This window comes from Mesorhizobium bavaricum, assembly GCF_056781655.1.
Window position 1 is genome coordinate 1,681,361 of the sequence record NZ_CM165566.1, and the last position, 22,390, is coordinate 1,703,750.

Sequence of the window (22,390 nt, forward strand, 5' to 3'; positions counted from 1 at the left end):
GCTTCAGTGATTAATCCTGGCAATCAGTACGGCACCGGCCACCGACGCATCCCGAAACAGACGAGCAAGAAATGTCCCTGACGCTTCATTTCCATCCGCTGGCCTCCTTCTGCTGGAAGCCGTTGATCGCGCTGTATGAGAACGGCATACCGTTCACGCCTGTCATCGTCGATCTCGGCGATCCCGAGTCGCGGGCGGCCTTCCTGAAGATTTCGCCGACCGGCAAGATGCCGGCTTTGCGCGACCATGCGCGCGACCGCACGGTGCTGGAATCGACCATCGTCGTCGAATACCTCGCCGCGCACCATCCGGGGCTGGTCGACCTCGTTCCCGCCGACGTCGACCTCGCGCTGGCAGTCCGGCAGGCTGATCGTTTCTATGATTTCTATGTGCAGGAGCCGATGCAGAAGATCGTCGGCGACCGGTTGCGGCCGCAGGACAAGACCGATCCGTTCGGCGTCGAGCAGGCCCGCGCCCAGCTGCGCAATTCCTACGCCATCATCGAACAGGACATGCGGACAAAGACCTGGGCGATGGGTGACGCGTTCACCATGGCCGATTGCGCGGCGTCTCCCGCGCTGTTCTACGCCAACAAGGTCGAGCCGTTCAGCAACGAGTATGCTGCCGTAAAGCGATACCATGACCGCCTGGTGCAGCGCCCTGCTTTCGCCCGCGTGATCGAGGAAGCGCAACCCTACTTCAAGTTCTTCCCCTACAACAACGGCTGATCGCGATGCTGCACGATCCTGCCCAGATCGATCTGATGTTCCAGGCGCTCGCCGATCCGGCGCGGCGACAGATGGTCGACCGGCTGTCGCGCGGCCCCGCTTCGGTCAGCCAGCTGGCCGAGCCGCTGGCGATGTCGCTGTCGGCCGTCGTTCAGCATCTGAACCTGCTGGAGGCCAGTGGCCTCGTGCGCACACAGAAGCTCGGCCGGGTACGCACCTGCCAGATCGAACCCAAGGCACTGAGAGCGGCCGAACACTGGATCAATGAGCGGCGTCTCGCCTGGGAGCGCCGGCTGGATCGGCTCGGCGATTTTCTGGCCGAGACCGGCGATGACACCGAAGGAAACTGAGGAGCCCATCATGACAAAACGTTCCGTCGTCCATTCCACTTTCGTCATTGAACGCAGCTACCCTGCGTCGCCCGCAAAAGTCTATTTCGCGTTGAGCAATCCGGCGGCAAAGCGGCGCTGGTTCGCGGACCCCGACAATCCGATACCCGGCCGGTACGACATGGACTTTCGTGTCGGCGGCAAGGAGGTCAATGCTGGCGGACCCAAGGACGGGCCGATCTACGTCTACACTGCCACCTACCAGGACATCGTGCCGGATCAGCGCATCGTCTACAGCTACGACATGCTGTTTGGCGAAACCCGCATTTCGGTTTCGCTGGCAACTGTCGAACTTCTTGCCGAGGGCACGGGCACGCGGCTGGTGCTGACCGAGCAAGGCGCCTTTCTCGACGGCCATGATAATTCAGCCACACGCGAACACGGAACGGGCGAGCTGCTCGACGCGCTCGGCGCATTCTTGCGGAAGGAGGGCTGATCTGCGCCGCAGGTGTTGTCCTGGCCCAACGGGTCAGGCTTCCCAGAACTGATCGAGCCAGATGTTGAGTTTGAGAAAGCCGGCAATGCTCACCGTGTAGACGCGCCTGGTGCCTTCGGCCTTGGCGTTGACCAGCCCGGCATCGAGCAGCACTTTCAAATGTTGCGAAACGGCTGGGCGCGATACGGGCAAACCCGCGGCCAATTCGTTGACGGTTTTCGGGCCGCGGCGAAGTTCTTCCAGAAGATGGCGCCGGTTGGGATCGGCAATCGCCATGAAGGCGTCGGAAAAGATCATGCTGTATTTGTGAGGCAAAGCCTTTCGAATCTCAACCGTCTGCTTCTGCTTTTCTTCTGGGATCAAGTCGCAATGCTTCCGGCGTCACCGAACGGTCGGCCGGCTGCGTCTTGAAGGCGTCACGGTCGCCGATCGGTACCGGAGCACGGCGGCTGATGCGCAGCAGTGTATAGCCCGCCAGGCAAAGATGCGCGAAGGCAGTCGCCAGGAACAGGCCCTCGGGGCGCATCCAGCCCATCAGGGCGGCTGCCAGCAGGGGTCCGATCATCGTGCCGAAGCCGTAAAGCAGCAACAGGCCACCCGACACCTTGACGAAATCCTCGGAGCGGGCGTGGTCGTTGGCATGCGCCACAGCGATCGAATAGAGCGTATAGGCGAAGGCACCATAGGCGGCAGTGCAGACGATGACGAAGACACTGGAGCGTGGCTCGAACAGGAAGATCGCAATGGCGAACAGAGCCGCGCCGAAGGCAGCACCCGCCAGAACGAAGCGCCGGTCGGTCTTGTCCGAGAGACGCCCGGCAGGAAGCTGCATGGCTGCACCGGCAACCACCACCAGGCTCATCATCAGCGCGATCTCGGCCGTGGAGATGCCGATGCGGGCGCCATAGACCGCGCCAAGCGTGCCCCAGGCGCCGTTGGCGATGCCGATCAACAGGCAAGCGACAGCCGACACCGGCGAATTGGCATAAAGGCCTTTGACGTCGAGCGAGACATCCTGCAGCGGCTTGGGGTGTGAAGCGGTCGAGACCGCGGTCGGAATGAGCGACAGGCAAAACAGGATGCCGGTGATCATGAACAGCGATGCCGACTTCACATCGCCGCCGGCGACGATCATCTGTCCGCCCATGATCGAGGCATAGGTGACCATCATGTAGAGGCCAAAGACGGTGCCGCGGTTCTCGTTGGTGGCCTTCTCGTTCAGCCAGCTTTCGATGACCATGAAGGCGCCGGCCATGGTGAAGCCGGTGAAGGCGCGCAGCAGGATCCAGACATACTCGTCGATGATCAGCCCGGTGAGCAGCGCCACGATGGCGCCCGACGCGGCAAAGGCGCCGAAGGCACGCACATGCCCGGCGCGGCGCACGATGCGCGGTGCAAAGAAACAGCCGGTGACGAAGCCGCCGGCCCAGGCCGTGCCCATCAGGCCGAGCGATGCGGTCGAGAAGCCTTCCAGCTGACCGCGCAGGGGCAACAGCAGCCCGTGCAATCCAGACGCCGCGAGCAGGAAGGCGGTGCCGCGAAGCAGCGAGAGGATCGGTCGGTAGGTTGCGAACATTGTTTGATCCGGCTCGGGTTGGCGGGGCGCTGGGTCTGAAGACAGTCGCATTCGGGCTTTTCGGCGGCGAGTCTTGCGCCCGTGTCTATCCGCGCCGGAACAGCGCCTCGGCGGCCGATTTGGTGCTGTCCTTGGCCCTGAGCTCGTTCTCCAGGCGGGTGATCTCATCGCGCAGGATGCCGATCCGCTCGGTCAACTCACCGACCGAAAGCAGCGACAGGTCCTGCCCGATCTCGTGCGGGCGCGCTTTCTTCTTGGGTTCGTCGTCGAAGATCGCCATCGTCGCTCTTCCCAGATTGGCCATTTGCCTGATTTGGCAATCAGCATACATAGGGCAGGGGCGTCGATGCAAACAGCCGATCGGACAACGGCGAGGAAATCTCATGGCGATCGGACAGAAAATTCCGGCAAGAATGACGGCCATCGCGATCTCGGAGCCGGGTGGCCCCCGGGTGCTGAAACCCGAAACGCGTGACGTGCCGCAGCCCGGCCCCGGCGAGATCCTGATCAAGGTGCATGCCGCTGGCGTCAACCGGCCCGATATCCAGCAGCGCAAGGGCGCCTATCCGCCGCCGCCCGGCGCATCCGACCTGCCGGGCCTCGAGGCGTCCGGCGAAGTGGCCGCGCTTGGCGATGACATATCGCGCTGGCGCGTCGGCGACCGCGTCTGTGCGCTGACGCCCGGCGGCGGCTATGCCGAATATGTCAAGGTCCACGCCGGCAGCGTGCTGCCACTGCCGGCCGGCTTTACCCACACCGAAGCCGCGGCTGTGCCGGAAAACTATTTTACCGTCTGGCACAATGTGTTCGAGCGCGGCGGCCTGAAGAGCGGAGAGACGCTGCTCGTCCATGGCGGCTCGTCCGGCATCGGCACCACGGCGATCCAGCTTGCCTCGGCTTTCGGCGCCTATGTCATCACCACCGCCGGCAGCAAGGAGAAATGCGACGCCTGCCTGAAGCTTGGCGCCGACCGGGCGATCAACTATCGCGAGGAGGATTTTGTCGCCGCGGTGAAAGAGGCAACGAGCGGCAAGGGCGCCAATGTCATTCTCGACATGGTCGGCGGCGACTATGTGGCGCGCAACTACGAGGCCGCCGCCGGGGAGGGTCGCATTGTCCAGATTGCCGTGCAGGCCGGCGCCGTGGCGAGCGCCGACTTCTCGAAGATCATGGTCAAGCGGCTGACCCACACGGGCTCGACGCTGCGGCCGCGCACCGTCGAATTCAAGGCGGCGATCGCGGCAGCGCTGGAGGCGCAGGTGTGGCCGTTGCTCGGCACCCGCAAGGTCGCTCCCGTCATGGACATGATCTTCCCGCTCACCGAGGCCTGGCGGGCGCATGAGCGCATGGAGGACGGCGAGCACATCGGCAAGATCGTGCTCGACGTCGGCTAGGACGCATCGAGATACAGGTGATTGATGCTGCAAATGGCGGCTTCCTGCGCTTCCTGAATCTCGACACGTCCCCGGCGTGCGTCTCGCTGCCCACAAGATGAACAGAGGCTTAATGGTGCAATGCAGCATTTGCATCATTGCTATGCAAAATCAGCCGTTCAAGTCCCGCTCGATGATGACTATTTGAGCATCACCGAAACGAACAACCCATTTGGAGGACTACCATGAACCCGATCCGTGCTTTCCGTAACTGGCGCATGTACACCGAGACTGTGCGCGAACTGAACCGCCTCAACGCACGCCAGCTCAGCGATCTCGGCATCAACCGCGCCGACATCGAGAAGATTGCCCGCAAGACCATCTGACGTCGGGCAGGGTCCGCTCTGAGACGCGGACCCTGCTATAGAAGCCAGAGCCGCATCAGACGGGCTATCCGTCGCGGTTCCGAACCCGCTGGACCCAGTCCGGCGGGTTTTGTCGTTTTGGAGACCGGATGGCGAGGCGGGATCGACCGCGGCCTCAGCCTGTACGGGTTCGGGCAGGGCTGCCCGCCGCTCGATGTTGCGTTGGCCAACGCTGCAGACCGGCCTTTTCGATCTGACGCCGACTGAAGCGCGCCTGTTCCGGTAGCCGTGGGTTGCACGGTTTCCGGCCGATGACATCCAAAAACATTGCGAAGCGGCGACAGAGCGGTTATACAAGCCGCGAATTTCCCATTTTGGTGGCTCTAAACCACCGCCCGCGCGGGAACGCGGGCGAACGAGAAGGATTTTTTGCAATGGCCAATACGCTGCTGATGCCCAAGGCGACCGCCGTCTGGCTGGTCGACAACACCGCGCTTTCTTTCGAGCAGATTGCGCAGTTCTGCGGGCTGCATCCGCTCGAGGTCAAGGCTATCGCCGACGGCGAATCGGCGCAAGGCATCAAGGGCATGGATCCGATCATGACCGGCCAGCTGAGCCGCGACGAGATCGCGCGCGCCGAGAAGGATCCGAACCAGCGCCTGAAGCTTTCGGACCCCAAGGTGCGGGTGCCGGAATCCAAGCGCAAGGGTCCGCGCTACACGCCGCTGTCGAAGCGCCAGGATAGGCCGAATGCCATTCTGTGGCTGGTGCGCAACCATCCCGAACTGAAGGACGCGCAGATCTCGCGCCTCGTCGGCACCACCAAGTCGACGATCGAGCAGATCCGCGAGCGCAAGCACTGGAACTCGGCCAACCTGCAGCCGATGGACCCGGTGACGCTGGGCCTCGCTTCGCAGATCGACCTCGACATGGAAGTCAACCGCGCTTCGCGTGGTCGCGAACAGGCGCAGCCGGTCGGCGACACGCTATTGCCGGCGGCCTTGACCGAGCGGCTGGTGCCGGCTCCGGAGAAGCCGAAGGACGAGGATGCCGAACTCGACGCCAACGCCGTCTTCGCCAAGCTCTCGGCCTTGAAGTCGAAGAACACGGACAACGAAGACGAGTAAGGTCTCCGACTGCCCAAGAAAAGAGCCCGCTTCGAGCGGGCTTTTTTGTGCGATCCGGCAATCTCAGAGCGGTTCGTCGTTTCACGGAAACGCAGAACCGCTCTATCGTTTTGTTTTGACGCAATTCCCAAAGGCAAAGCGCTACGCGCTATTCCCGGGAAAACCGTTCCACACTTTTCCTGGAATTGCTCTAGGTTCGCGCCGATCGGTCCGGTGCCATGCCGTAATCCTCGCTGCGCTCCACCGCGCGGTAGAAGTCGGCAAGCTGCTTGCCGCGCTCCGGCTTGAAGATGCGGCCGGCGATGATCACCGAGGCGATGCGATCGATGCGGAAGGCCCGAAAATCATCGCGCATCTCGCACCAGGCGACCAGCGTCCACACCTTGCCCCAGAACCACAGGCCGAGCGGACGGACATCCCGGGCGGTGCCGCGGCCGGCCTCGTCGCAATAGTCGATGGTCAGCACCTGGCGCTTTTCGACCGCACGTTCGATCAGGTCGATCGCCTCACGGGCGGTGTCGCTGACCACCCACATCGGCGTGTGGATCTCGGTGCGGGCGATGCGGTCCTTCTCGGCATCCGGTAGCACCGCACCGATCTTGATCAGCGCCTCGTCGGCGGCGCGCGCCATTGCGGCGCCGCCAAAGGCGCGCACCATGCGGGCGCCGGCAACCAACGCGACGATCTCGTCACGCGTGAACATCAGCGGCGGAAGGTCGAACCCCTCTCTCATCATGTAGCCAACGCCGGCCTCGCCGTCGATCGGCACTCCGGTCGACTGCAGGTCGGCGATATCGCGGTAGATGGTTCGCTCGGAAACCTCGAGCCACGTGCCGAGCTTCTGGGCGGTGACCAGACGGCCACCGCGCAGATGTTGCACGATCTGGAAGAGCCTGTCAGCGCGGCGCATCGTATGGTCCCTCGGCGTTTATGGTTTCAGCCCTTCGCGCTTGCGCTGCGCGGCGACGAACGCCGCGCCGAAGGACAGTTTTCTGGTGGTCGGCGTCTTCGCATCGAGCACGCGCCAGAACGGTGCGATATCGCTCAGTGTCATGCCGCGTTCGAGATCTTCGTTGGCTGCCTCGGCGACGGTGCGCAGATGATAGCCGATGGTGATTGGGCATGTCACTTCGGCGCCATGCTCGATGGCAAGTGCCGTCCGCAGCGCACGGACATCCATCTCGACGCCTTCCGGAATTGAGCGGATGAAATCATCGACCTGGCGCGCGGTCGGCACCAGCATCGGCTGGCCTTCGATGACATCGGCCATCGTGCGCGGCGTCGGTTTCACGCCGTTGATACCTTGTGTGTTCAATCTGTCGTTCCAGCTTTTCATCGATCGTCCTCTCGACCGCCGATGCACAGCATCTCGATTTCGCACCATTGCACGTACCTCCTGACAGCATACTGTCAGGAGGCTTCAGCATACTCCTTGGCGAACAGCGTCCGCATCTGCGCGACATCGCTGCCTCTTTCGGGATAGAGCGTCTTCAGAAAGGCGAGCGCGAATGTGCCGGGCGCCGAGCCTGGCGCGGATACGACTTTGCCGTCGGCGACGGCATACGGCACGTCCTGATAGTTGTCGTCGCCGGCATAGCCGGCTTCATGACTGTTGATCCAGTCGCGGCCGTTGCTGGTGTGCATGGCCGTCTCAAACAAGCCGGCCCGGGCCAGCGCCAGCGTGCCGGCACAGATACCGCCGACGACGCCGCCGCGCGACGCTACGGCGGTGAGCAGTTCCGCCGTATCCGGTGGCGCCTCGCCCGCCCACTGGTCGGAACCGATGACGGCGATGGCATCGAGATCGGCATTGTCACCAATTTCGGCCGAGCGATCGGGCGTCAGCCGAAACCCGCTGATCCCGGTCACCGGCTTGCCATCTGATGTCAGCGATACGGTGCGGGCGCCGAACCATTCGACCGCCGATGCCGCCAGCAGGCCATATTCCCAGTCGGCAAAGCCTTCGATGAAAAGAAAGCCGATTGTCTTCTGTTCGGGCATGAGCTCGCTCCATCCCTCGCGCGCCGGACCACTTATCTGGGCGTTGGGGCGCCCACATCCAACCGCTGTGTCGAAAAATTCGTCTCAATTGCCGCGATGGCGACGTTCCGAATACATGTCCGGCCAGCCGATATCCTTGCGAAGGTCCGCTGGCAGCGAGTTCATGAACCGCTGGGTGCGGATTTCGTTGCGCATCGTCCGGATCTTGCCGACATAGTGCTGCATGCCGCGCAGAATGGTAAAACCGTTCATGGCTAGTCTCCTCTCTCTGAATGGAGACACTATCGCATACCCCTCCTGACAGCAGTCTGTCAGGAGGATGGCAGGGCGCGGACGATAGTTGCGACTGGGTGCCTATGCCGAGGAAAGGCACCGTTTTCGCTGCATCGGACGGCGGCCCGCAACAGGCTCGGCGGCTGAGATTGTTCACAGCAAGGATACTGTCGAGGTTCCACTGTTTAATCTCTGGCGACGGACTGTCCGGATACGCGGCCTTCAGTGACGTGGCCACAGTTCTGATATGGAAGGAGAAAATTCTTCCCCCAAAAACAGGGAGACGACCATGAGCCTGCAACTGACAGGAATCCATCATCTGACCGCCATCACCGCCAATGCGCCTGGAAATCTTCATTTCTATACGAAGGTGCTGGGCTTGCGGCTGGTCAAGAAGACAGTAAACCAGGACGATACCTCGGCCTACCACCTCTTCTATGCCGACGGCGAAGCGACACCGGGCAGCGACCTCACCTTCTTCGATTGGCCGGTTGGCCGTGAGCGGCGCGGCACGCACAGCATCGTGCGGACCAGCCTCCGGGTCGGCAGCCAGGAAAGCCTTGCCTGGTGGAAGCAGCACCTGACCGGCGAAAACATCGTGACGAGTGAGATCGCCGACGTTGGCGGCTACCCCTGCCTGGATTTCGAGGATCCCGAGGGCCAGCGCCTGCGTCTCGTCAGCGATGGCGGCAAGGGCGATAGCCATCCCTGGGCGCAAAGCCCGGTGCCGGCCGAGCACCAGATCCGCGGGCTCGGGCCGATCGTCATCAGCGTTCCCGACATCACCAACACCGAGGCGGTGGTGACGCAGGTAATGAACATGCGCAAGGCTCGCGACCATGCCTCGCCAGAGGGCCAGGTTCACGTCTTCGAAATGGGCGAGGGCGGCCCGGCGGCGGAGTTGCATGTCCTGGTGCAGCCGGGTCTGGCGCCGGCACGGCAAGGCGCCGGTGCGGTCCATCACGTCGCCTTCAGGGCGCCGGACCAGGAGACGCTGCATCAATGGACGGCGCGGCTGGCCGAATTCCGTCTGCCGTCGAGCGGCGAGGTCGAGCGCTACTATTTCCGCTCGCTCTATTTCCGCGAGCCGAACGGCATCCTGTTCGAGATCGCCACGGACGGGCCGGGGTTCACCACCGACGAGCCGCTGGAAACGCTGGGTGAAAAGTTGGCCCTGCCGCCGTTCCTCGAACCGAAGCGTGCCTCGATCGAGGCTGGCCTCAAGCCGCTGAAGTAGATTGCCCCGGTCAAGGGTGGGTGCCGCGTACCCGGTTCGGGATCGCGGCGTCCATTCTCTCCCGGGAATGAACGAGGCGCTTTGACAGCCGGCCGCGTTGCTGTTCAAAGGCGGCATGTCGAAACTTCTCGCGCTCGTCATTGTTGGCATCATGGTCATCCAGCTGATCAAGCCGCTCGGCTGGCCGGGGCTGAAGCGGCGCAGCGATTTCTGGAAGCTGGCGCTGCTGGCGATGGCGGCAATTTCCATAACGGCCGTGCTCGGACATTGGACATAGCCCGCACTGAGCAAGGCCGCCGCCAGTCGTTCAGCTGGCAAGCACCGGGCCGACGAGATGCTCGGCCCAGGCCCGGTAGCCGGCTTCCGAAGCGTGAAATCCGTCGGAGGCAAAACCCTCTTCAGGATTCGTGATCGGCAGGCGCGGTGCCGGCACCGCGCCGCGCTCCAGGCAAAGGCGCTCGCCCATCCGGTTCATTGCGGCGGCGCGGATCTCGAGGATCTTGCCGAGCAGTGGCGGCATCGCCGGCGCCCGCGTGAACTCCAGCACCGGCGACCACACCACGCGTGCCTCCGGCCATTTGGCGCGCAGCGCGTAGAGCAGGCCGCCGAACTCCTTCTTGAAGCGCGGCACCGAGTGAAAATTCTTGGTGTCGTTGGTGCCGATGGCGAGCACGATATGCGTCCACGGATCCGCCGACAGATTGGGCAGGACGTGGTCGCGGATCTGGCCCGAGGTCGCCGAATTGAAGCCGGCGGCCCGCCAGCGCACGGCGCGGCTTGTACTCTGCGCAATCAGCACGGCGAGTTGCGCGGCAAGTCCGTTTTCCGAATTGCCGATGCCGACTGAGGCGGCCGAAGAATCCCCCAGCACCAGAAGCGAGATTGGCGGCGCCTTGCCGGCGAGATCGTGCATGACCGGCCCCTGCGCCGGAAGCATGCGCGTGGTGCGGCGGCGCACGCCGAGGCCTTGCCAGACATAGACCGGGTAAGCGAGCCAGGTGAGGAGGGCGAGAAGGCGCTGCATGCGCATCCTTTAGCGCATGTTGCGCCTGACGTGAACGACCGGCGGATGCCTGTCGCGTGCCCTAATCATGACAGGTCTCCTGTGTTCCAGACCTGTCGCCATATTCATCATGCAGCCGTACCCAATCCATCAGGCCGTGGTAGGGGCCGGCTTCGTTGCGGCCCTTCGGCGTCATGTCGAGATAATCATACGTGCCGATCAACGCCTCGCCGCCACGGGCGCGCGACATGAAGGTGAGGAAGATGTCGCCGGTCCCGTCCCGGTAGAAAACACTGGTGCCGGGAAGTTCCTTCGACGTCCGGGGACGGGTCTCGAAATTGTAGGTGGTATCGCCGGCGGCGATCTGCTTGTCGGTGAAGGAGACCTGCATGTCGAAGTTGAAATCCGAGGCATAGGACGACACCCAGTCGAACTTCCAGCGCATGCGCTGCTTGTAGGGCAGCAGTTCGGCCAGCGGCGCCCGCGAGACCACGACCAGCGACACGTCGTGATGCCTGAGATGCTGGTCGGCGCCGTCAATATGGTCGGCAAGGAACGAGCAGCCCTCGCAATGATGATTGCACCCCGGCCCGAACATGAAGTGGTAGACGATCAACTGGCTGTTTCCGGCAAACAGGTCGGCCAGTCTTTTCGGCCCTTGCCCGGTCTCGAAGACATAGTCTTTCCTGATTTTCAGCCAGGGCAGTTCACGCCGTTCAGCCGAAATGCGCTCGCGAAGCCGCGTCAGCTCCTTCTCGCGGGCCAGATGTGCCTTGTGCGCCTGGAACCAGTCTTCGCGCGAAACGACCTTGTTGCGATGCATGAACCTCTCCCTGTCTGTCATCCCAAGGACGTTCGGGATGGGCGAAAGCCGACATCGCCGGTGTTGTTCGAGCATGATCTTCTCCGAAAACCGGATTCCACTTTTCGGGATCATGCTTCAGCGCCGGAGAGGAAATAAGGACGGAGAAGCCCATCCCAAGCCCAGGTACGCCACAAACAAAAAACCCGGGCGCAGCGGCCCGGGCTTGAAGGAAGAGGGAAAGCCCTGTCAGGCGGCCTGTTCCAGGCTCGCCTTCCATTTTCCGAGTGCCGCCAGATGGTTCATATGGGCGCGGTGGGTGAAGGCGGCCTGACCGGCGGCGACGTTCGACGCCTTGCCACTCCATGCTTTCTGCGGGGCGGCCTGCAGCGCGCGGCCATAGGAAAAGGTCAGCTTCCACGGATGCGGCCCGATCGCGTTGATGGCGTTGAGGTTGGCGGTCGCTTCCTCGTCCTCCTGGCCACCAGAGAGGAAGGCGATGCCCGGTACCGCCGCCGGCACGGTCTCGCGGAACAGTTTTATGGTCTTTTCCGCGACTTCTTCCGGCCTGCTCACCTTGCCCGACTTCTTGCCTGCCAGCACCATGTTGGGCTTCAGGATCGTGCCCTCGAGCACGACACGCGCCGCATGGAGCTCGTCATAGAGCTTGATCAGCGTCGCCTTCGAGATCTCATAGCAGGTGTCGATGTCATGGGCGCCGTCCATCAGCACTTCCGGCTCGACGATAGGCACGATGCCGGCCTCCTGGCAAAGCGCCGCATAGCGGGCGAGCGCATGGGCGTTCGAGCTGATCGAATTGGCCGAAGGCACGCCCTTGCCGCTGTCGATGTCGATCACCGCGCGCCATTTGGCGAAGCGGGCGCCGAGCCTGTGGTAGTCGGCAAGGCGTTCGCGCAGGCCGTCAAGCCCTTCGGTGACGGTGTCTCCGGGGAAGCCGGCCAGCGGCTTGGCGCCGGCGTCGACCTTGATGCCGGGGATGGCGCCGGACGCCTTGATGATGTCGACCAGCGGCGTGCCGTCGGCGGCCTTCTGGCGGATCGTCTCGTCGTAGAGAATGACGCCGGAAATGTACCGGGTCATCGCCTCCCTGGCGCGGAACATCATCTCGCGGTAGTCGCGGCGGCTGTCGGCGGTCGATTCGACGCCGATGACGTCAAAACGCTTCTTGATGGTGCCGGAACTTTCGTCGGCGGCCAGCAGGCCCTTGCCATCAGCCACGATCGCGGCGGCAATGTCTTCGAGACGTTCGCTCATTCTGCTTCTCCTGAAACGGTTGTTTCCGCGCTTAACGGAAGTCTACCGCCAAAGGAATGGCATCGGAAAGCTCGAATCGATTGAAAGTCTTGAGAGCCCCCGTCGGCTCTCCTTGTGTTGATCGGGTTGTTCGTTTCAGCCGCATTCGCTGCAGCCAGGCGTTTCCGCCTGGCTGCAGTTGCTTCAGCGCTTCAGCACATCGACGCCGGGCAGCGGCTTGCCCTCCATCCACTCCAGGAAAGCGCCGCCAGCGGTCGAGACATAGGTGAAGTCGTCAGCGACGCCGGCATGGTTGAGCGCCGCCACCGTATCGCCGCCGCCGGCAACCGAGACCAGCTTGCCGGCCTTGGTGCGCGCCGCCGCGTGCTTCGCCGCCGCCACCGTCGCATGGTCGAAGGGCGCGATCTCGAAGGCGCCGAGCGGACCGTTCCAGACCAGAGTCGCGGCGCGGTCGATCCATTCCCCAATGGTCTTCACCGTTTTGGCGCCGACATCGAGGATCATGCCGTCGGCCGGCACATCCGAGATGGCGACGGTTTCGCAGGCGGCACCCGCCTTGAATTCCTTCGCGACGACGCCGTCGACCGGCAGGATGATGGCGCAGCCGGCCTCGGCCGCCTCGATCATGATCTGCTTGGCAGTGTTGGCGAGGTCATGCTCGCACAGCGACTTTCCGACATCGGTGCCGCGCGCGGCGAGAAAGGTGTTGGCCATGCCGCCGCCGATGACCAGTGCGTCGACCTTCTTCACCAGGTTCATCAGCAGATCGATCTTGGTCGAGACCTTGGCGCCGCCGACAATGGCGACGACCGGACGGACCGGATTTCCCAGACCCTTCTCCAGCGCTTCGAGCTCCGCCTGCATGGCGCGGCCGGCGAAGGCCGGCAACAGACGCGCCAGCCCTTCCGTGGAGGCGTGGGCGCGATGCGCCGCGGAAAACGCGTCGTTGACGAAGATGTCGCCACCGGCGGCAAGCCTTTCGGTGAAGGCCGGATCGTTCTTTTCCTCGGCCTTGTAGAAGCGGGTGTTTTCGAGCAGAAGCACATCCCCCTTGTCCATGGCGGCGATGGCGCTTCCCGCCGTGTCACCGACGCAATCGCTGGCGAAGCCGACGGGGCGGCCGAGCACCTCAGCCGTCGCCCTGGCAATCGGCTCCAGCGAGAATTCGGACGAGGGACCATCCTTGGGGCGGCCGAAATGGGCGAGCAGGATGACCTTGGCTCCCTTGCCGGAGAGCTCGGCGATGGTTGGGGCGATGCGTTCGATGCGGGTGGCGTCGGTGACCTTGCCGTCGGCGACGGGGACGTTGAGGTCGACGCGCACGAGCACGCGCTTGCCGCTGATGTTGCCGATGTCGTCGAGGGTCTTGAAGGCGGCCATGCGGATTCCTTTCGCGAAAAATCGCCGGGACCATACCCCGCGCCAACGATGATGCAAGGCTTAGGCCGCGGCGGAAGCGAAATTTTGAAGTCCGTGCCAAGGCTGGGCCGGCAGGCGGACATGAGGCAGCGCGAACGATCGCTGTGTCAGCTCTCGGGCGTCGCCTTTTCCGCCGCCGGCTCCGGCGCCGGTTTGTCGTCCGCCCGCGTCTCTGCCAGTTGCGTTTCAGTCGGCTTGCGCCAGTTGCGGATAAAGGCAGAGAGACGGTCGCCGATCTCGCCGGCGCTCAGGAAAACCGGCACCCGCGCCACCGGCGCGGTCGGCTCGAAGGAAAGGCCGAGGCCTGTGATCTTGCCCTTGTCGTCGACGTCGCGGACGATCAACTCGATCGAGCCGAGCAGCACGCGGTCGGCATATTCGGCATGGCCGCCGAGCCGCGTCGTGACCAATGCGCCGACGGTGAGCTTTTGTTCCGCTTCGGTCAGGCCCGGCGCATAGGCCGCCTCCAGTTCGGCGGCGGAACGTGCCGGGTCGACGGCGAAAGCACCGAAGAAATCGGCATCCTCGGGGTCGACCACCGCGCGGCTGGCGAACAACTTGTCGAGCAGGCGTGGATAGCGGTCCGGCACGAAGATGTAGACCTGGTCGCCGGCGGCGAGCCGGCCCATGTCCTGGAAGCGCATCGAGCGGCCGTCGCGCAATACCAGCGAGGGCCGTGCCCAGCGCGGGATGCGCTCGCCGCGCGCCACCGGACTGCCGTGTGCGACGCGATAGGCAAGAAGCTCGTGATGGGCGGAGCCCGGCAATTCCAGCTCGACCTTGTCCAGCGGGCCAAGGCGGGCCGGCACGATCAGGCCCAGGCGGCGCGCCAGCGGCCCGACCGTCCAGCCCTGGATGACCAGTGACACCAGCACGATGATGAAGGCGGTGTTGAAGATGACACGGCCGTTTTCCAACCCGCCGAGCAGCGGGGTGATGGCGAGCAGGATCGACACCGCGCCACGCAGGCCGACCCAGGAGACGAAGGCCACCTCGGGCCGCGGCAGGCGGAACGGGATCAGGCAGAGCCAGACGGCGACCGGCCGCGCGACAAACATCAGGAACAGGCCGAGCGCTACAGCCGGTACCATGATCGCCGGAAACTGCGACGGCGTCGCGAACAGGCCGAGGATCAGGAACATGATGATCTGCGCCAGCCACGACATACCGTCCTGAAAGCGTTTCAGGATGGTGACGGCGCGGATGTCGGAATTGCCGGCGATCAGGCCGGCGATGTACACCGCCAGGAAGCCCGAGCCGCCAATGGCACCGGCGGCGGCAAAGATCATCAGCGACAGGGTCAGCACGAAGATCGGCAGCAGGCCGTGATCGAGATTGAGCCGGTCGACGAGGCGCACGATGGCGAGGCCGCCGAGCACGCCGACGACGGCGCCGAGGCCCATATTGACAAGGAAACCGAGGAACAGGCTGGCGACCAGCACATGGGCCTCGGGGTTGACGTGGGCGGCGATGATCTCGACCAGCGTGATGGTCAGGAAGATGGCGATCGGATCGTTGGTGCCGGATTCCACCTCGAGGGTGGAGCGCACCCGTTCGCGCAGATTGATCTCGCCGGCGCGCAGCAGGAAGAACACCGCCGCGGCATCGGTGGAGGCGACGGCGGCGCCGAGCAGGAAGGATTCCAGCCAGGTGAGGTCGAGCAGATAGTGGGCGGCGGTGCCGAACAGGCCTGTGGTGAGAAGCACGCCGAAGGTCGCCAGCGACAGGGCCGGGCCTGCCGCCTGCCGCAAGGCGTTGAGCGGCGTACCGAAACCGGAATCGAACAGGATAACGGCCAGCGCCAGTGAGCCGGCAAAATAGGCGATCCGGGCGTTGTCGAACTGGATGCCGAGACCGTCTGTTCCGGTGGCCAATCCGATGCAGAGGAACAGAAGCAGAAGCGGGGCGCCGAAGCGGAAGGCGATCAGGCTCGAAAACGCGGCGGCGACAACAAGCGCTGTGCCGACCAGCGTGACGAGATAGATCGCATGCTCCATCGTGAAATCAGCCCCTCAAATTCACCTGTCTCCTGGTTTACGGCAGAGTGGGGCGAAGACGTGACCAGTGCAAGGCGGCAGGGTGGCTTTTTGCCCTATGCCGCTGATTTTCGGGCGCTTTGGCGCTCAGGACACAATTTGAGAAGGCGCACGGCGCTCTCATGAAAAACGCCCGGACAAAGCCGGGCGTTTCAGGTCTCGAAAAGAAAGCGTTGCGATCAGGCGATGGTCTTGCCGAAGGCGACGGCAGTGTCGGACATGCGGTTGGAGAAACCCCATTCGTTGTCGTACCAGGACAGCACCGAAACGAAGTTGCCGTCCATCACCTTGGTCTGGTCGAGCGCCATGATCGAGGACCGCGGATCGTGGTTGAAGTCGATCGAGACGTTCGGGTGATGCGTGACGCCGAGAATGCCCTTCAGCTTGCCGTTGGAAGCGGCGATGACCGCTTCATTGATCTCCTGGACGGTGGTTGACCGCTTGGCGATGAACTTGAAATCGACGACCGAGACATTCGGGGTCGGCACGCGGATCGAGATGCCGTCGAGCTTGCCCTTGAGGTCGGGCAACACCAGGCCGATCGCCTTGGCGGCACCGGTCGAGGTCGGGATCTGCGAAAGTGCCGCGGCGCGGGCGCGGTAGAGATCCTTGTGCATGGTGTCCAGCGTCGGCTGGTCGCCAGTGTAGGAATGGATCGTCGTCATCATGCCCTTTTCGATGCCGACCGTCTCGTGCAGCACGGCAGCCAGCGGGGCCAGGCAGTTGGTGGTGCACGACGCGTTCGAGATGACGATGTGGTCCCTGGTCAGCTTGTCGTGGTTGATGCCGTAGACGACGGTGAGGTCGGCGCCTTCGGCCGGAGCCGAGACGATGACGCGCTTGGCGCCGGCGGTCAGGTGCGCGGCGGCCTTGTCGCGGGCGGTGAAGATGCCGGTGCATTCGAGCGCGATGTCGATGCCGAGTTCCTTCCACGGCAGCTGGGTCGGGTCCTTGATCGCGGTGACCTTGAACGTTTCCTTGCCCACGGTGATCTGGTCGCCGGATACAGAGACTTCGTGCGGGAATCGGCCATGCACGCTATCGTAGCGCAAGAGATGGGCGTTGGTCTCGACCGGGCCGAGGTCGTTCACCGCGACGACGTCGATGTCCTTACGGCCGGATTCATGGATGGCGCGCAGGATGTTGCGGCCGATGCGGCCGAATCCGTTGATGGCAACTCTGACGGTCATTTTTCTCTCCCTGGGAGCTGGGGGCCAGACGATGGGTCCGCAGCTTCATAGCGGCGGAAGCGGAAAGAATCCAGCCGCAGCGACGTGGATTTAAATCGATTAGGTTGGGCCAGTCCGGCGAAATCGCCTTGCGCGGTTTCGCCGGAGCCTTTTTGTTCCATGCATGTCGCTGTCCCAAAACCGCGATACGCTTTTGGGCAACATGCATAGGCCTTTACTTGCCGTGCAGGCGGGCTTCCGCTGCCTTCGCAGCTGCATCAGCAGTGATGCCGAAATGCGGATAGAGTTGCTCGATGGTGCCGCTGGCGCCGAAGCCGGTCATGCCGATGAAGATGCCATCGGAGCCGATGAGATGATCCCAACCCTGGCGGATGCCGGCTTCGATCGCCATCTTCACCGGCGCGTTGCCGATCGTCTTCTTGCGGTAGTCGTCGCTCTGCTTGTCGAACAGTTCGAAGCAAGGCATCGATACGACGCGGGTCGGATGACCATGCTTTTCCAGCAATTCGCGGGCGGCGAGCGCGATCTCGACCTCGGAGCCGGTGGCGAAGATCGTCACCGCGGCCTCGCCGCTGGCGGCGGCCAGTTCGTAACCGCCCTGGCTGCTCAGGTTCTTGGCGACGAATTCGGTGCGCACCGTCGGCAGGTTCTGGCGGGTCAGCGCCAGCGTCGAGGGCGTCTTTTCCGACTCGAGAGCGATCTGCCAGCACTCGGCGGTTTCCACCGCATCGGCCGGACGGAAGACATTGTGGTTGGGGATGGCGCGAAGTGCCGCCATATGCTCGACCGGCTGGTGGGTCGGGCCGTCTTCGCCCAGACCAATGGAATCATGGGTCATGACGAAGATCGAGCGGATGCCCATCAGCGAGGCAAGCCGCATCGACGGGCGGGCATAGTCGGAGAAGCACATGAAGGTGCCGCCATAGGCGATGAGACCGCCATGCAGCGTCAAGCCGTTGATCGCGGCGGCCATGCCATGCTCGCGGATGCCATAGTGGACATAGCGCTGGCCGTAGTCGTCCGGCGTGATGTTCTTGGTCTGGCTGGTCTTGGTGTTGTTGGAGCCGGTCAGGTCGGCGGAGCCGCCGATGGTTTCGGGCACGGCGCCGTTGATGACTTCGAGCGCCATCTCGGACGATTTGCGGGTAGCGACCTTCGGCTTGTCGGCCGAGAGCTTCTTCTTGTAGTCGGCAATGACGGCGTCGAAGTTAGACGGCAGCTTGCCACTGAGGCGGCGCTCGAACTCAGCCTTCAGTTTCGCATCGGCCTTGCCGAGGCGGCCTTCCCAGTCGGTGCGTGCCTTGACGCCGGCCTTGCCGGCTGTGCGCCAGGCGTCGAGGATGTCGGCCGGAATCTCGAAGGGCGGCGAATCCCAGTTGAAGAACTTCCGCGCGCCGGCGATCTCCTCGGCGCCGAGCGGCGAGCCGTGCGCCTTGTTGGTGCCGGCCTTGGTCGGCGCGCCGAAACCGATGGTCGTCTTGCAGGCGATCATCGTCGGCTTGTCGGAATGACGGGCGGCTTCGATGGCATAGGCAATCGCTTCGGGATCCGTGCCGTCGATGTGGCTGGCGTTCCAGCCGGAAGCCTGGAAGCGGGCGACCTGGTCGGTGTTGTCGGCGAGCGACACTGGGCCATCGATCGAGATGTTGTTGTTGTCCCAGAAGACGATAAGCTTGTTGAGCTTGAGGTGGCCGGCAAGCGCGATGGCTTCCTGGCTGACGCCTTCCATCAGGCAGCCGTCGCCGGCCAGCACATAAGTGTAGTGATTGACCAGGTCGTTGCCGAAAGCGGCGTTCATGATGCGCTCGCCGAGGGCGAAGCCGACCGAATTGGCGAGGCCCTGGCCGAGCGGGCCGGTCGTCGTCTCGATGCCGGTGGCGTGACCATATTCAGGGTGGCCGGCGGTCTTCGAGCCTAACTGGCGGAAGTGTTTGATCTGGTCGAGGGTCATGTCCTCGTAGCCGGTCAGATGCAGCAGCGAATAGAGCAGCATCGAGCCATGGCCGGCCGACAGGATGAAGCGGTCGCGGTCGGCCCAGTGCGGGGCCTTGGGATCATATTTCAGGAAGCGCGTGAACAGCACCGTGGCGATGTCGGCGCATCCCATGGGCAGGCCGGGATGGCCGGACTGGGCTTTTTCGACAGCGTCCATGGAGAGAAAGCGGATCGCATTGGCCATCCGGTCATGTTGTTCACGCGACGTCATGGTTCCTCCAGAATTGGGGGTTTGGGGGCTTGGGATAGCCTTGAAAAGGGTGCGCGACACATAGCAGGCGCGGGGTTTTAGTCAACAAATCGGTGTGCCTTTGCCGGTCTTGTGAAGCCGGCGGCGGGCCTACATTAGCGTTAGCAGGGGACAGTCGCGAGAGCTTTGTTGACGTTGCCTTCACCCGGTGCCTAATGTTTCACGGATAACGCGTTCTGAACGCGAACGATTCGGTGATGGGCAGGGCACAGGACGAAGGCCATGACCGGGGAAGCCACACTCAAGGAAGTCATCGCGAGGCTGGGCAAGGCCATCGAGGGGCTGGAAAATGCCGTTGCCGCCAAGCTCGAGCACGAACGCGATTACTCGGAAGCCGAGGCCGAGGTGCAGCGGATGAATGCCGACCGCTCCCGGCTGGCGCAGGAACTCGACAATTCCGAAGCGCGCGCCGAAAGGCTGGAAGACGCCAACAAGGAAGTATCGCGACGGCTGGTGACCGCCATGGAAACCATCCGCGCTGTGTTGGACAGATAGGGGGCTGGACAGGTGGCACAAGTCACGGTTTCCATCGACGGCAAGCAATATCGGATGGCCTGCGACGAAGGCCAGGAAGAGCACCTGATCGATCTTGCCGAACGCTTCGACCGCTATGTCCTGCATCTGAAGGACTCCTTTGGCGAGATCGGCGACCAGCGGCTCACCGTCATGGCCGGCATCATGGTGATGGACGAACTCTCGGAACTGCAGAAGCGCGTCAAGGGAATGGAAAGCGAAGTGCTGACCTTGCGCAAGACGCGCGACGATGCGCTGACCAAGGCCGACAAGAACGACGGCGTGCTGACCAATGCGCTTGGCGCGCTGGCGCAGCGGATGGAAGACCTGACGGCGACGCTGGCGGTCAACAAGGCCTGAGGCGGCACGCAGCCTTTCTGTCCATCCCAAAGCTCGCATGCGCCAGCGTTGCCCGTCGGCAGCACAAAAATACTCGTTCTGCCGCCGACAAGAGTTTCATATTATCTCGCGGTCACGATTTTTGCGCTAAGATGCGGCCATGCCGGAGCGTGGACGCCTCGATGGCGGCGTGATTTGCCGCCCGCCGTCCTCCCTGCTGGCGAAATTTGTTACAGGGGAGATGTGCCATGAGCCTTCGTATCAACGACATCGCGCCGGACTTCACCGCCGAGACCACACAAGGGACGATCAAGTTCCATGAATGGATCGGTGACGGCTGGGCGATCCTGTTCAGCCATCCGAAGAACTTCACTCCGGTCTGCACGACCGAGCTTGGCACGATGGCCGGGCTGGAGGGCGATTTCAGGAAGCGCAACGTCAAGATCATCGGCATTTCGGTCGATCCGGTCGAAAGCCACGGCAAATGGCAGGACGACATCAAGACGGCGACCGGCCATTCGGTGAACTATCCGCTGATCGGTGACAAGGACCTCAAGGTCGCCAAGCTCTACGACATGCTGCCTGGGGGCGCCGGCGAGACGTCGGAGGGCCGCACGCCCGCCGACAACGCCACGGTGCGGTCGGTCTATGTCATCGGGCCGGACAAGAAGATCAAGCTGGTGCTTACCTACCCGATGACCACGGGCCGCAACTTCGACGAGATCTTGCGCGCGGTCGATTCCATGCAGCTGACCGCCAAACACCAGGTGGCGACGCCGGCGAACTGGAAGCAGGGCGAGGATGTCATCATCACCGCCGCGGTTTCCAACGAGGATGCAATCAAGCGTTTCGGCGCTTACGAAACCATCCTGCCCTATCTCAGGAAGACCAAGCAGCCGACCGCCTGACCGCGACCCTTCGGAACGGTTTTTGGCTTTCTCGCTGCTGCGAGCGAAATGATACTTGACTGGGTCACCCGAGCGGACAACCATGCTCTTCTCGGGTGCCGGTAGAGAAAATCATTCCTGCCGACCAAAGTGCGCCGCGTCCGAACGGATTCAGGCGACGCACTGTAGGTCTTTGTTTTTATGCATGTCGCTCTCCGAAACCGGGGCCACTTTGGGCGACATGCATCAAGGGTTGGGGAAACCGAAATTGGACGTAGCTTTGGCCAGGCCGCAGGTCCGCGGCTTCTACGACAAGCCAACCGGGGCTATCCAGTATGTCGTCGCCGACCCGGCAACCAAGCGATGCGCCATCATCGATCCGATCCTCGACTTCGACGAGAAGTCCGGCGCCACGGCGACCGGGAATGCCGATGCCTTGCTCGACTTTGTCAGCGAGCAGGGGCTGAGCATCGAGTGGATCCTCGATACCCATCCGCACGCCGATCATTTCTCGGCGGCACATTACCTGAAGCAGAAGACCGGAGCGCCCACGGCGATCGGCGACAGGATCGTCGACGTCCAGAAACTGTGGAAGGCGATCTACAACTGGCCGGATTTTCCCGCCGACGGTTCGCAGTGGGACAGGCTGTTTGGAGAAGGCGAGACCTTCCGGGTCGGCACCCTTCCGGTCAAGGTGCTGTTCTCGCCCGGGCACACGCTGGCCTCGATCACCTATGTGATCGGTGATGCCGCCTTCGTCCACGATACGCTGTTCATGCCCGACAGCGGCACGGCGAGGACGGACTTTCCAGGCGGCAGCGCCGCGCGGCTCTGGCACTCGATCCAGGACATTGTGGCGTTGCCTGACGAGACGCGCGTTTTCGTCGGCCATGACTATCAGGCCGGTGGGCGCGAGCCGTTGTGGGAAAGTACGATCGGCGAGCAGAAAGCCGGCAACATCCATCTCGTTGCCGCGCGCACCGAGGCTGATTTCGTCGCCCTGCGTGAAACTCGCGACAGGACACTGCCGATGCCGAGGCTGATCCTGCATGCGCTGCAGGTCAACATGAATGGCGGACGGCTGCCGGACCCGGAAGCCAATGGCCGGCGATATCTAAAGTTTCCACTCGACACTTTTGGGTCGCCGCATTGGCGCTAATCCTGTTTTTGTTTCTG

Annotated in this window: 26 protein-coding genes; 12 read left to right on the forward strand and 14 right to left on the reverse strand. The window is 63.2% G+C overall.

The features are described 5' to 3' along the window. Window positions 1-71 precede the first annotated feature (71 nt). Genes AC1RZR_RS08185 through AC1RZR_RS08195 form a run of 3 tightly spaced genes read left to right on the forward strand, consistent with a single transcriptional unit; the run spans window position 72 to window position 1,553 of the window. Window positions 72-728: a glutathione S-transferase family protein gene (locus tag AC1RZR_RS08185; protein WP_477269336.1), complete on the forward strand. Its 657-nt coding sequence runs from the start codon at window positions 72-74 to the stop codon at window positions 726-728. Window positions 729-733: 5 nt separating this feature from the next. Beyond that, entirely contained in the window at window positions 734-1,078 is a 345-nt protein-coding gene (locus tag AC1RZR_RS08190; RefSeq protein ID WP_111544445.1) for an ArsR/SmtB family transcription factor, read from the forward strand. Between the two features lie 10 nt (window positions 1,079-1,088). Then, window positions 1,089-1,553, forward strand: coding sequence for an SRPBCC family protein (locus tag AC1RZR_RS08195; RefSeq protein ID WP_477269338.1), 465 nt, complete (start codon window positions 1,089-1,091; stop codon window positions 1,551-1,553). Between the two features lie 33 nt (window positions 1,554-1,586). Here the strand turns inward: AC1RZR_RS08195 and AC1RZR_RS08200 are convergent, their stop codons facing one another. The 3 genes from AC1RZR_RS08200 to AC1RZR_RS08210 form a co-directional block, all read right to left on the reverse strand. After that, the gene (locus AC1RZR_RS08200; protein WP_477269340.1) at window positions 1,587-1,850 is read right to left on the reverse strand and encodes an ArsR/SmtB family transcription factor; all 264 of its coding nucleotides are present in this window, start codon (window positions 1,848-1,850) and stop codon (window positions 1,587-1,589) included. A gap of 31 nt (window positions 1,851-1,881) precedes the next feature. Continuing rightward, window positions 1,882-3,129, reverse strand: a complete 1,248-nt coding sequence (locus AC1RZR_RS08205; protein ID WP_477269342.1) for an MFS transporter — start codon at window positions 3,127-3,129, stop codon at window positions 1,882-1,884. 85 nt (window positions 3,130-3,214) lie between these two features. Next, window positions 3,215-3,409, reverse strand: coding sequence for a DUF1192 domain-containing protein (locus tag AC1RZR_RS08210; protein ID WP_379095511.1), 195 nt, complete (start codon window positions 3,407-3,409; stop codon window positions 3,215-3,217). A 103-nt stretch (window positions 3,410-3,512) separates the two neighbouring features. On the opposite strand from AC1RZR_RS08210, the gene AC1RZR_RS08215 reads away from it, so the two are divergent. From AC1RZR_RS08215 to AC1RZR_RS08225, 3 genes are all read left to right on the forward strand, one after another. Beyond that, window positions 3,513-4,523 carry an NAD(P)H-quinone oxidoreductase gene (locus AC1RZR_RS08215; protein WP_481828182.1) on the forward strand — a complete coding sequence of 337 codons (1,011 nt, stop codon included), beginning with the start codon at window positions 3,513-3,515 and terminating at the stop codon, window positions 4,521-4,523. A 224-nt stretch (window positions 4,524-4,747) separates the two neighbouring features. Further along, window positions 4,748-4,888: a DUF1127 domain-containing protein gene (locus tag AC1RZR_RS08220; protein ID WP_183447736.1), complete on the forward strand. Its 141-nt coding sequence runs from the start codon at window positions 4,748-4,750 to the stop codon at window positions 4,886-4,888. 413 nt (window positions 4,889-5,301) lie between these two features. Continuing rightward, entirely contained in the window at window positions 5,302-5,994 is a 693-nt protein-coding gene (locus AC1RZR_RS08225; protein ID WP_379095517.1) for a DUF1013 domain-containing protein, read from the forward strand. A 190-nt stretch (window positions 5,995-6,184) separates the two neighbouring features. Here AC1RZR_RS08225 and AC1RZR_RS08230 read toward each other — a convergent pair whose 3' ends face one another. The 4 genes from AC1RZR_RS08230 to AC1RZR_RS08245 form a co-directional block, all read right to left on the reverse strand. After that, the gene (locus tag AC1RZR_RS08230; protein WP_481828183.1) at window positions 6,185-6,904 is read right to left on the reverse strand and encodes a helix-turn-helix transcriptional regulator; all 720 of its coding nucleotides are present in this window, start codon (window positions 6,902-6,904) and stop codon (window positions 6,185-6,187) included. A gap of 18 nt (window positions 6,905-6,922) precedes the next feature. Then, window positions 6,923-7,330, reverse strand: coding sequence for a hypothetical protein (locus AC1RZR_RS08235; protein WP_477269350.1), 408 nt, complete (start codon window positions 7,328-7,330; stop codon window positions 6,923-6,925). A gap of 74 nt (window positions 7,331-7,404) precedes the next feature. Then, on the reverse strand, window positions 7,405-7,995 hold the full coding sequence (locus tag AC1RZR_RS08240; RefSeq protein WP_481828184.1) for a DJ-1/PfpI family protein: 591 nt from the start codon (window positions 7,993-7,995) through the stop codon (window positions 7,405-7,407). An 84-nt stretch (window positions 7,996-8,079) separates the two neighbouring features. Next, entirely contained in the window at window positions 8,080-8,247 is a 168-nt protein-coding gene (locus tag AC1RZR_RS08245; protein ID WP_111544436.1) for a hypothetical protein, read from the reverse strand. A 310-nt stretch (window positions 8,248-8,557) separates the two neighbouring features. Here AC1RZR_RS08245 and AC1RZR_RS08250 point away from each other — a divergent pair, with 310 nt between their 5' ends. Both AC1RZR_RS08250 and AC1RZR_RS08255 read left to right on the forward strand, forming a co-directional pair. Beyond that, window positions 8,558-9,505 (forward strand): ring-cleaving dioxygenase, encoded by a 948-nt coding sequence (locus tag AC1RZR_RS08250; protein WP_481828185.1) that lies wholly within the window; start codon window positions 8,558-8,560, stop codon window positions 9,503-9,505. Between the two features lie 115 nt (window positions 9,506-9,620). Further along, complete coding sequence (locus AC1RZR_RS08255) at window positions 9,621-9,782, forward strand: hypothetical protein (RefSeq protein WP_082525434.1); 162 nt, start codon at window positions 9,621-9,623, stop codon at window positions 9,780-9,782. A 30-nt stretch (window positions 9,783-9,812) separates the two neighbouring features. Here AC1RZR_RS08255 and AC1RZR_RS08260 read toward each other — a convergent pair whose 3' ends face one another. From AC1RZR_RS08260 to tkt, 7 genes are all read right to left on the reverse strand, one after another. Further along, a complete protein-coding gene (locus tag AC1RZR_RS08260) occupies window positions 9,813-10,529 on the reverse strand; it encodes an SGNH/GDSL hydrolase family protein (RefSeq protein WP_481828186.1) in 717 nt (238 codons plus the stop codon). A gap of 61 nt (window positions 10,530-10,590) precedes the next feature. Beyond that, the gene (locus AC1RZR_RS08265) at window positions 10,591-11,331 is read right to left on the reverse strand and encodes a DUF899 domain-containing protein (protein WP_481828187.1); all 741 of its coding nucleotides are present in this window, start codon (window positions 11,329-11,331) and stop codon (window positions 10,591-10,593) included. Between the two features lie 228 nt (window positions 11,332-11,559). Further along, entirely contained in the window at window positions 11,560-12,585 is a 1,026-nt protein-coding gene (locus AC1RZR_RS08270; RefSeq protein ID WP_481828188.1) for a class I fructose-bisphosphate aldolase, read from the reverse strand. Window positions 12,586-12,768: 183 nt separating this feature from the next. Next, complete coding sequence (locus AC1RZR_RS08275; protein WP_477269363.1) at window positions 12,769-13,965, reverse strand: phosphoglycerate kinase; 1,197 nt, start codon at window positions 13,963-13,965, stop codon at window positions 12,769-12,771. 146 nt (window positions 13,966-14,111) lie between these two features. Beyond that, the gene (locus tag AC1RZR_RS08280; protein WP_481828189.1) at window positions 14,112-16,001 is read right to left on the reverse strand and encodes a potassium/proton antiporter; all 1,890 of its coding nucleotides are present in this window, start codon (window positions 15,999-16,001) and stop codon (window positions 14,112-14,114) included. 218 nt (window positions 16,002-16,219) lie between these two features. After that, entirely contained in the window at window positions 16,220-17,230 is a 1,011-nt protein-coding gene (gap, locus tag AC1RZR_RS08285) for a type I glyceraldehyde-3-phosphate dehydrogenase (protein WP_477269367.1), read from the reverse strand. Between the two features lie 214 nt (window positions 17,231-17,444). Further along, window positions 17,445-19,436, reverse strand: coding sequence for a transketolase (gene tkt / locus AC1RZR_RS08290; protein ID WP_481828190.1), 1,992 nt, complete (start codon window positions 19,434-19,436; stop codon window positions 17,445-17,447). A gap of 261 nt (window positions 19,437-19,697) precedes the next feature. Here tkt and AC1RZR_RS08295 point away from each other — a divergent pair, with 261 nt between their 5' ends. The 4 genes from AC1RZR_RS08295 to AC1RZR_RS08310 all read left to right on the forward strand — a co-directional run bounded on the left by AC1RZR_RS08295 (window position 19,698) and on the right by AC1RZR_RS08310 (window position 22,373). Then, the gene (locus AC1RZR_RS08295) at window positions 19,698-19,970 is read left to right on the forward strand and encodes a DUF4164 domain-containing protein (protein WP_013529251.1); all 273 of its coding nucleotides are present in this window, start codon (window positions 19,698-19,700) and stop codon (window positions 19,968-19,970) included. A 12-nt stretch (window positions 19,971-19,982) separates the two neighbouring features. Continuing rightward, window positions 19,983-20,348 carry a cell division protein ZapA gene (locus tag AC1RZR_RS08300; protein ID WP_477269372.1) on the forward strand — a complete coding sequence of 122 codons (366 nt, stop codon included), beginning with the start codon at window positions 19,983-19,985 and terminating at the stop codon, window positions 20,346-20,348. Between the two features lie 227 nt (window positions 20,349-20,575). Next, complete coding sequence (locus tag AC1RZR_RS08305) at window positions 20,576-21,235, forward strand: peroxiredoxin (protein ID WP_477269374.1); 660 nt, start codon at window positions 20,576-20,578, stop codon at window positions 21,233-21,235. A gap of 220 nt (window positions 21,236-21,455) precedes the next feature. Beyond that, on the forward strand, window positions 21,456-22,373 hold the full coding sequence (locus tag AC1RZR_RS08310) for an MBL fold metallo-hydrolase (RefSeq protein WP_481829040.1): 918 nt from the start codon (window positions 21,456-21,458) through the stop codon (window positions 22,371-22,373). The last annotated feature ends 17 nt before the right edge of the window (window positions 22,374-22,390 follow it).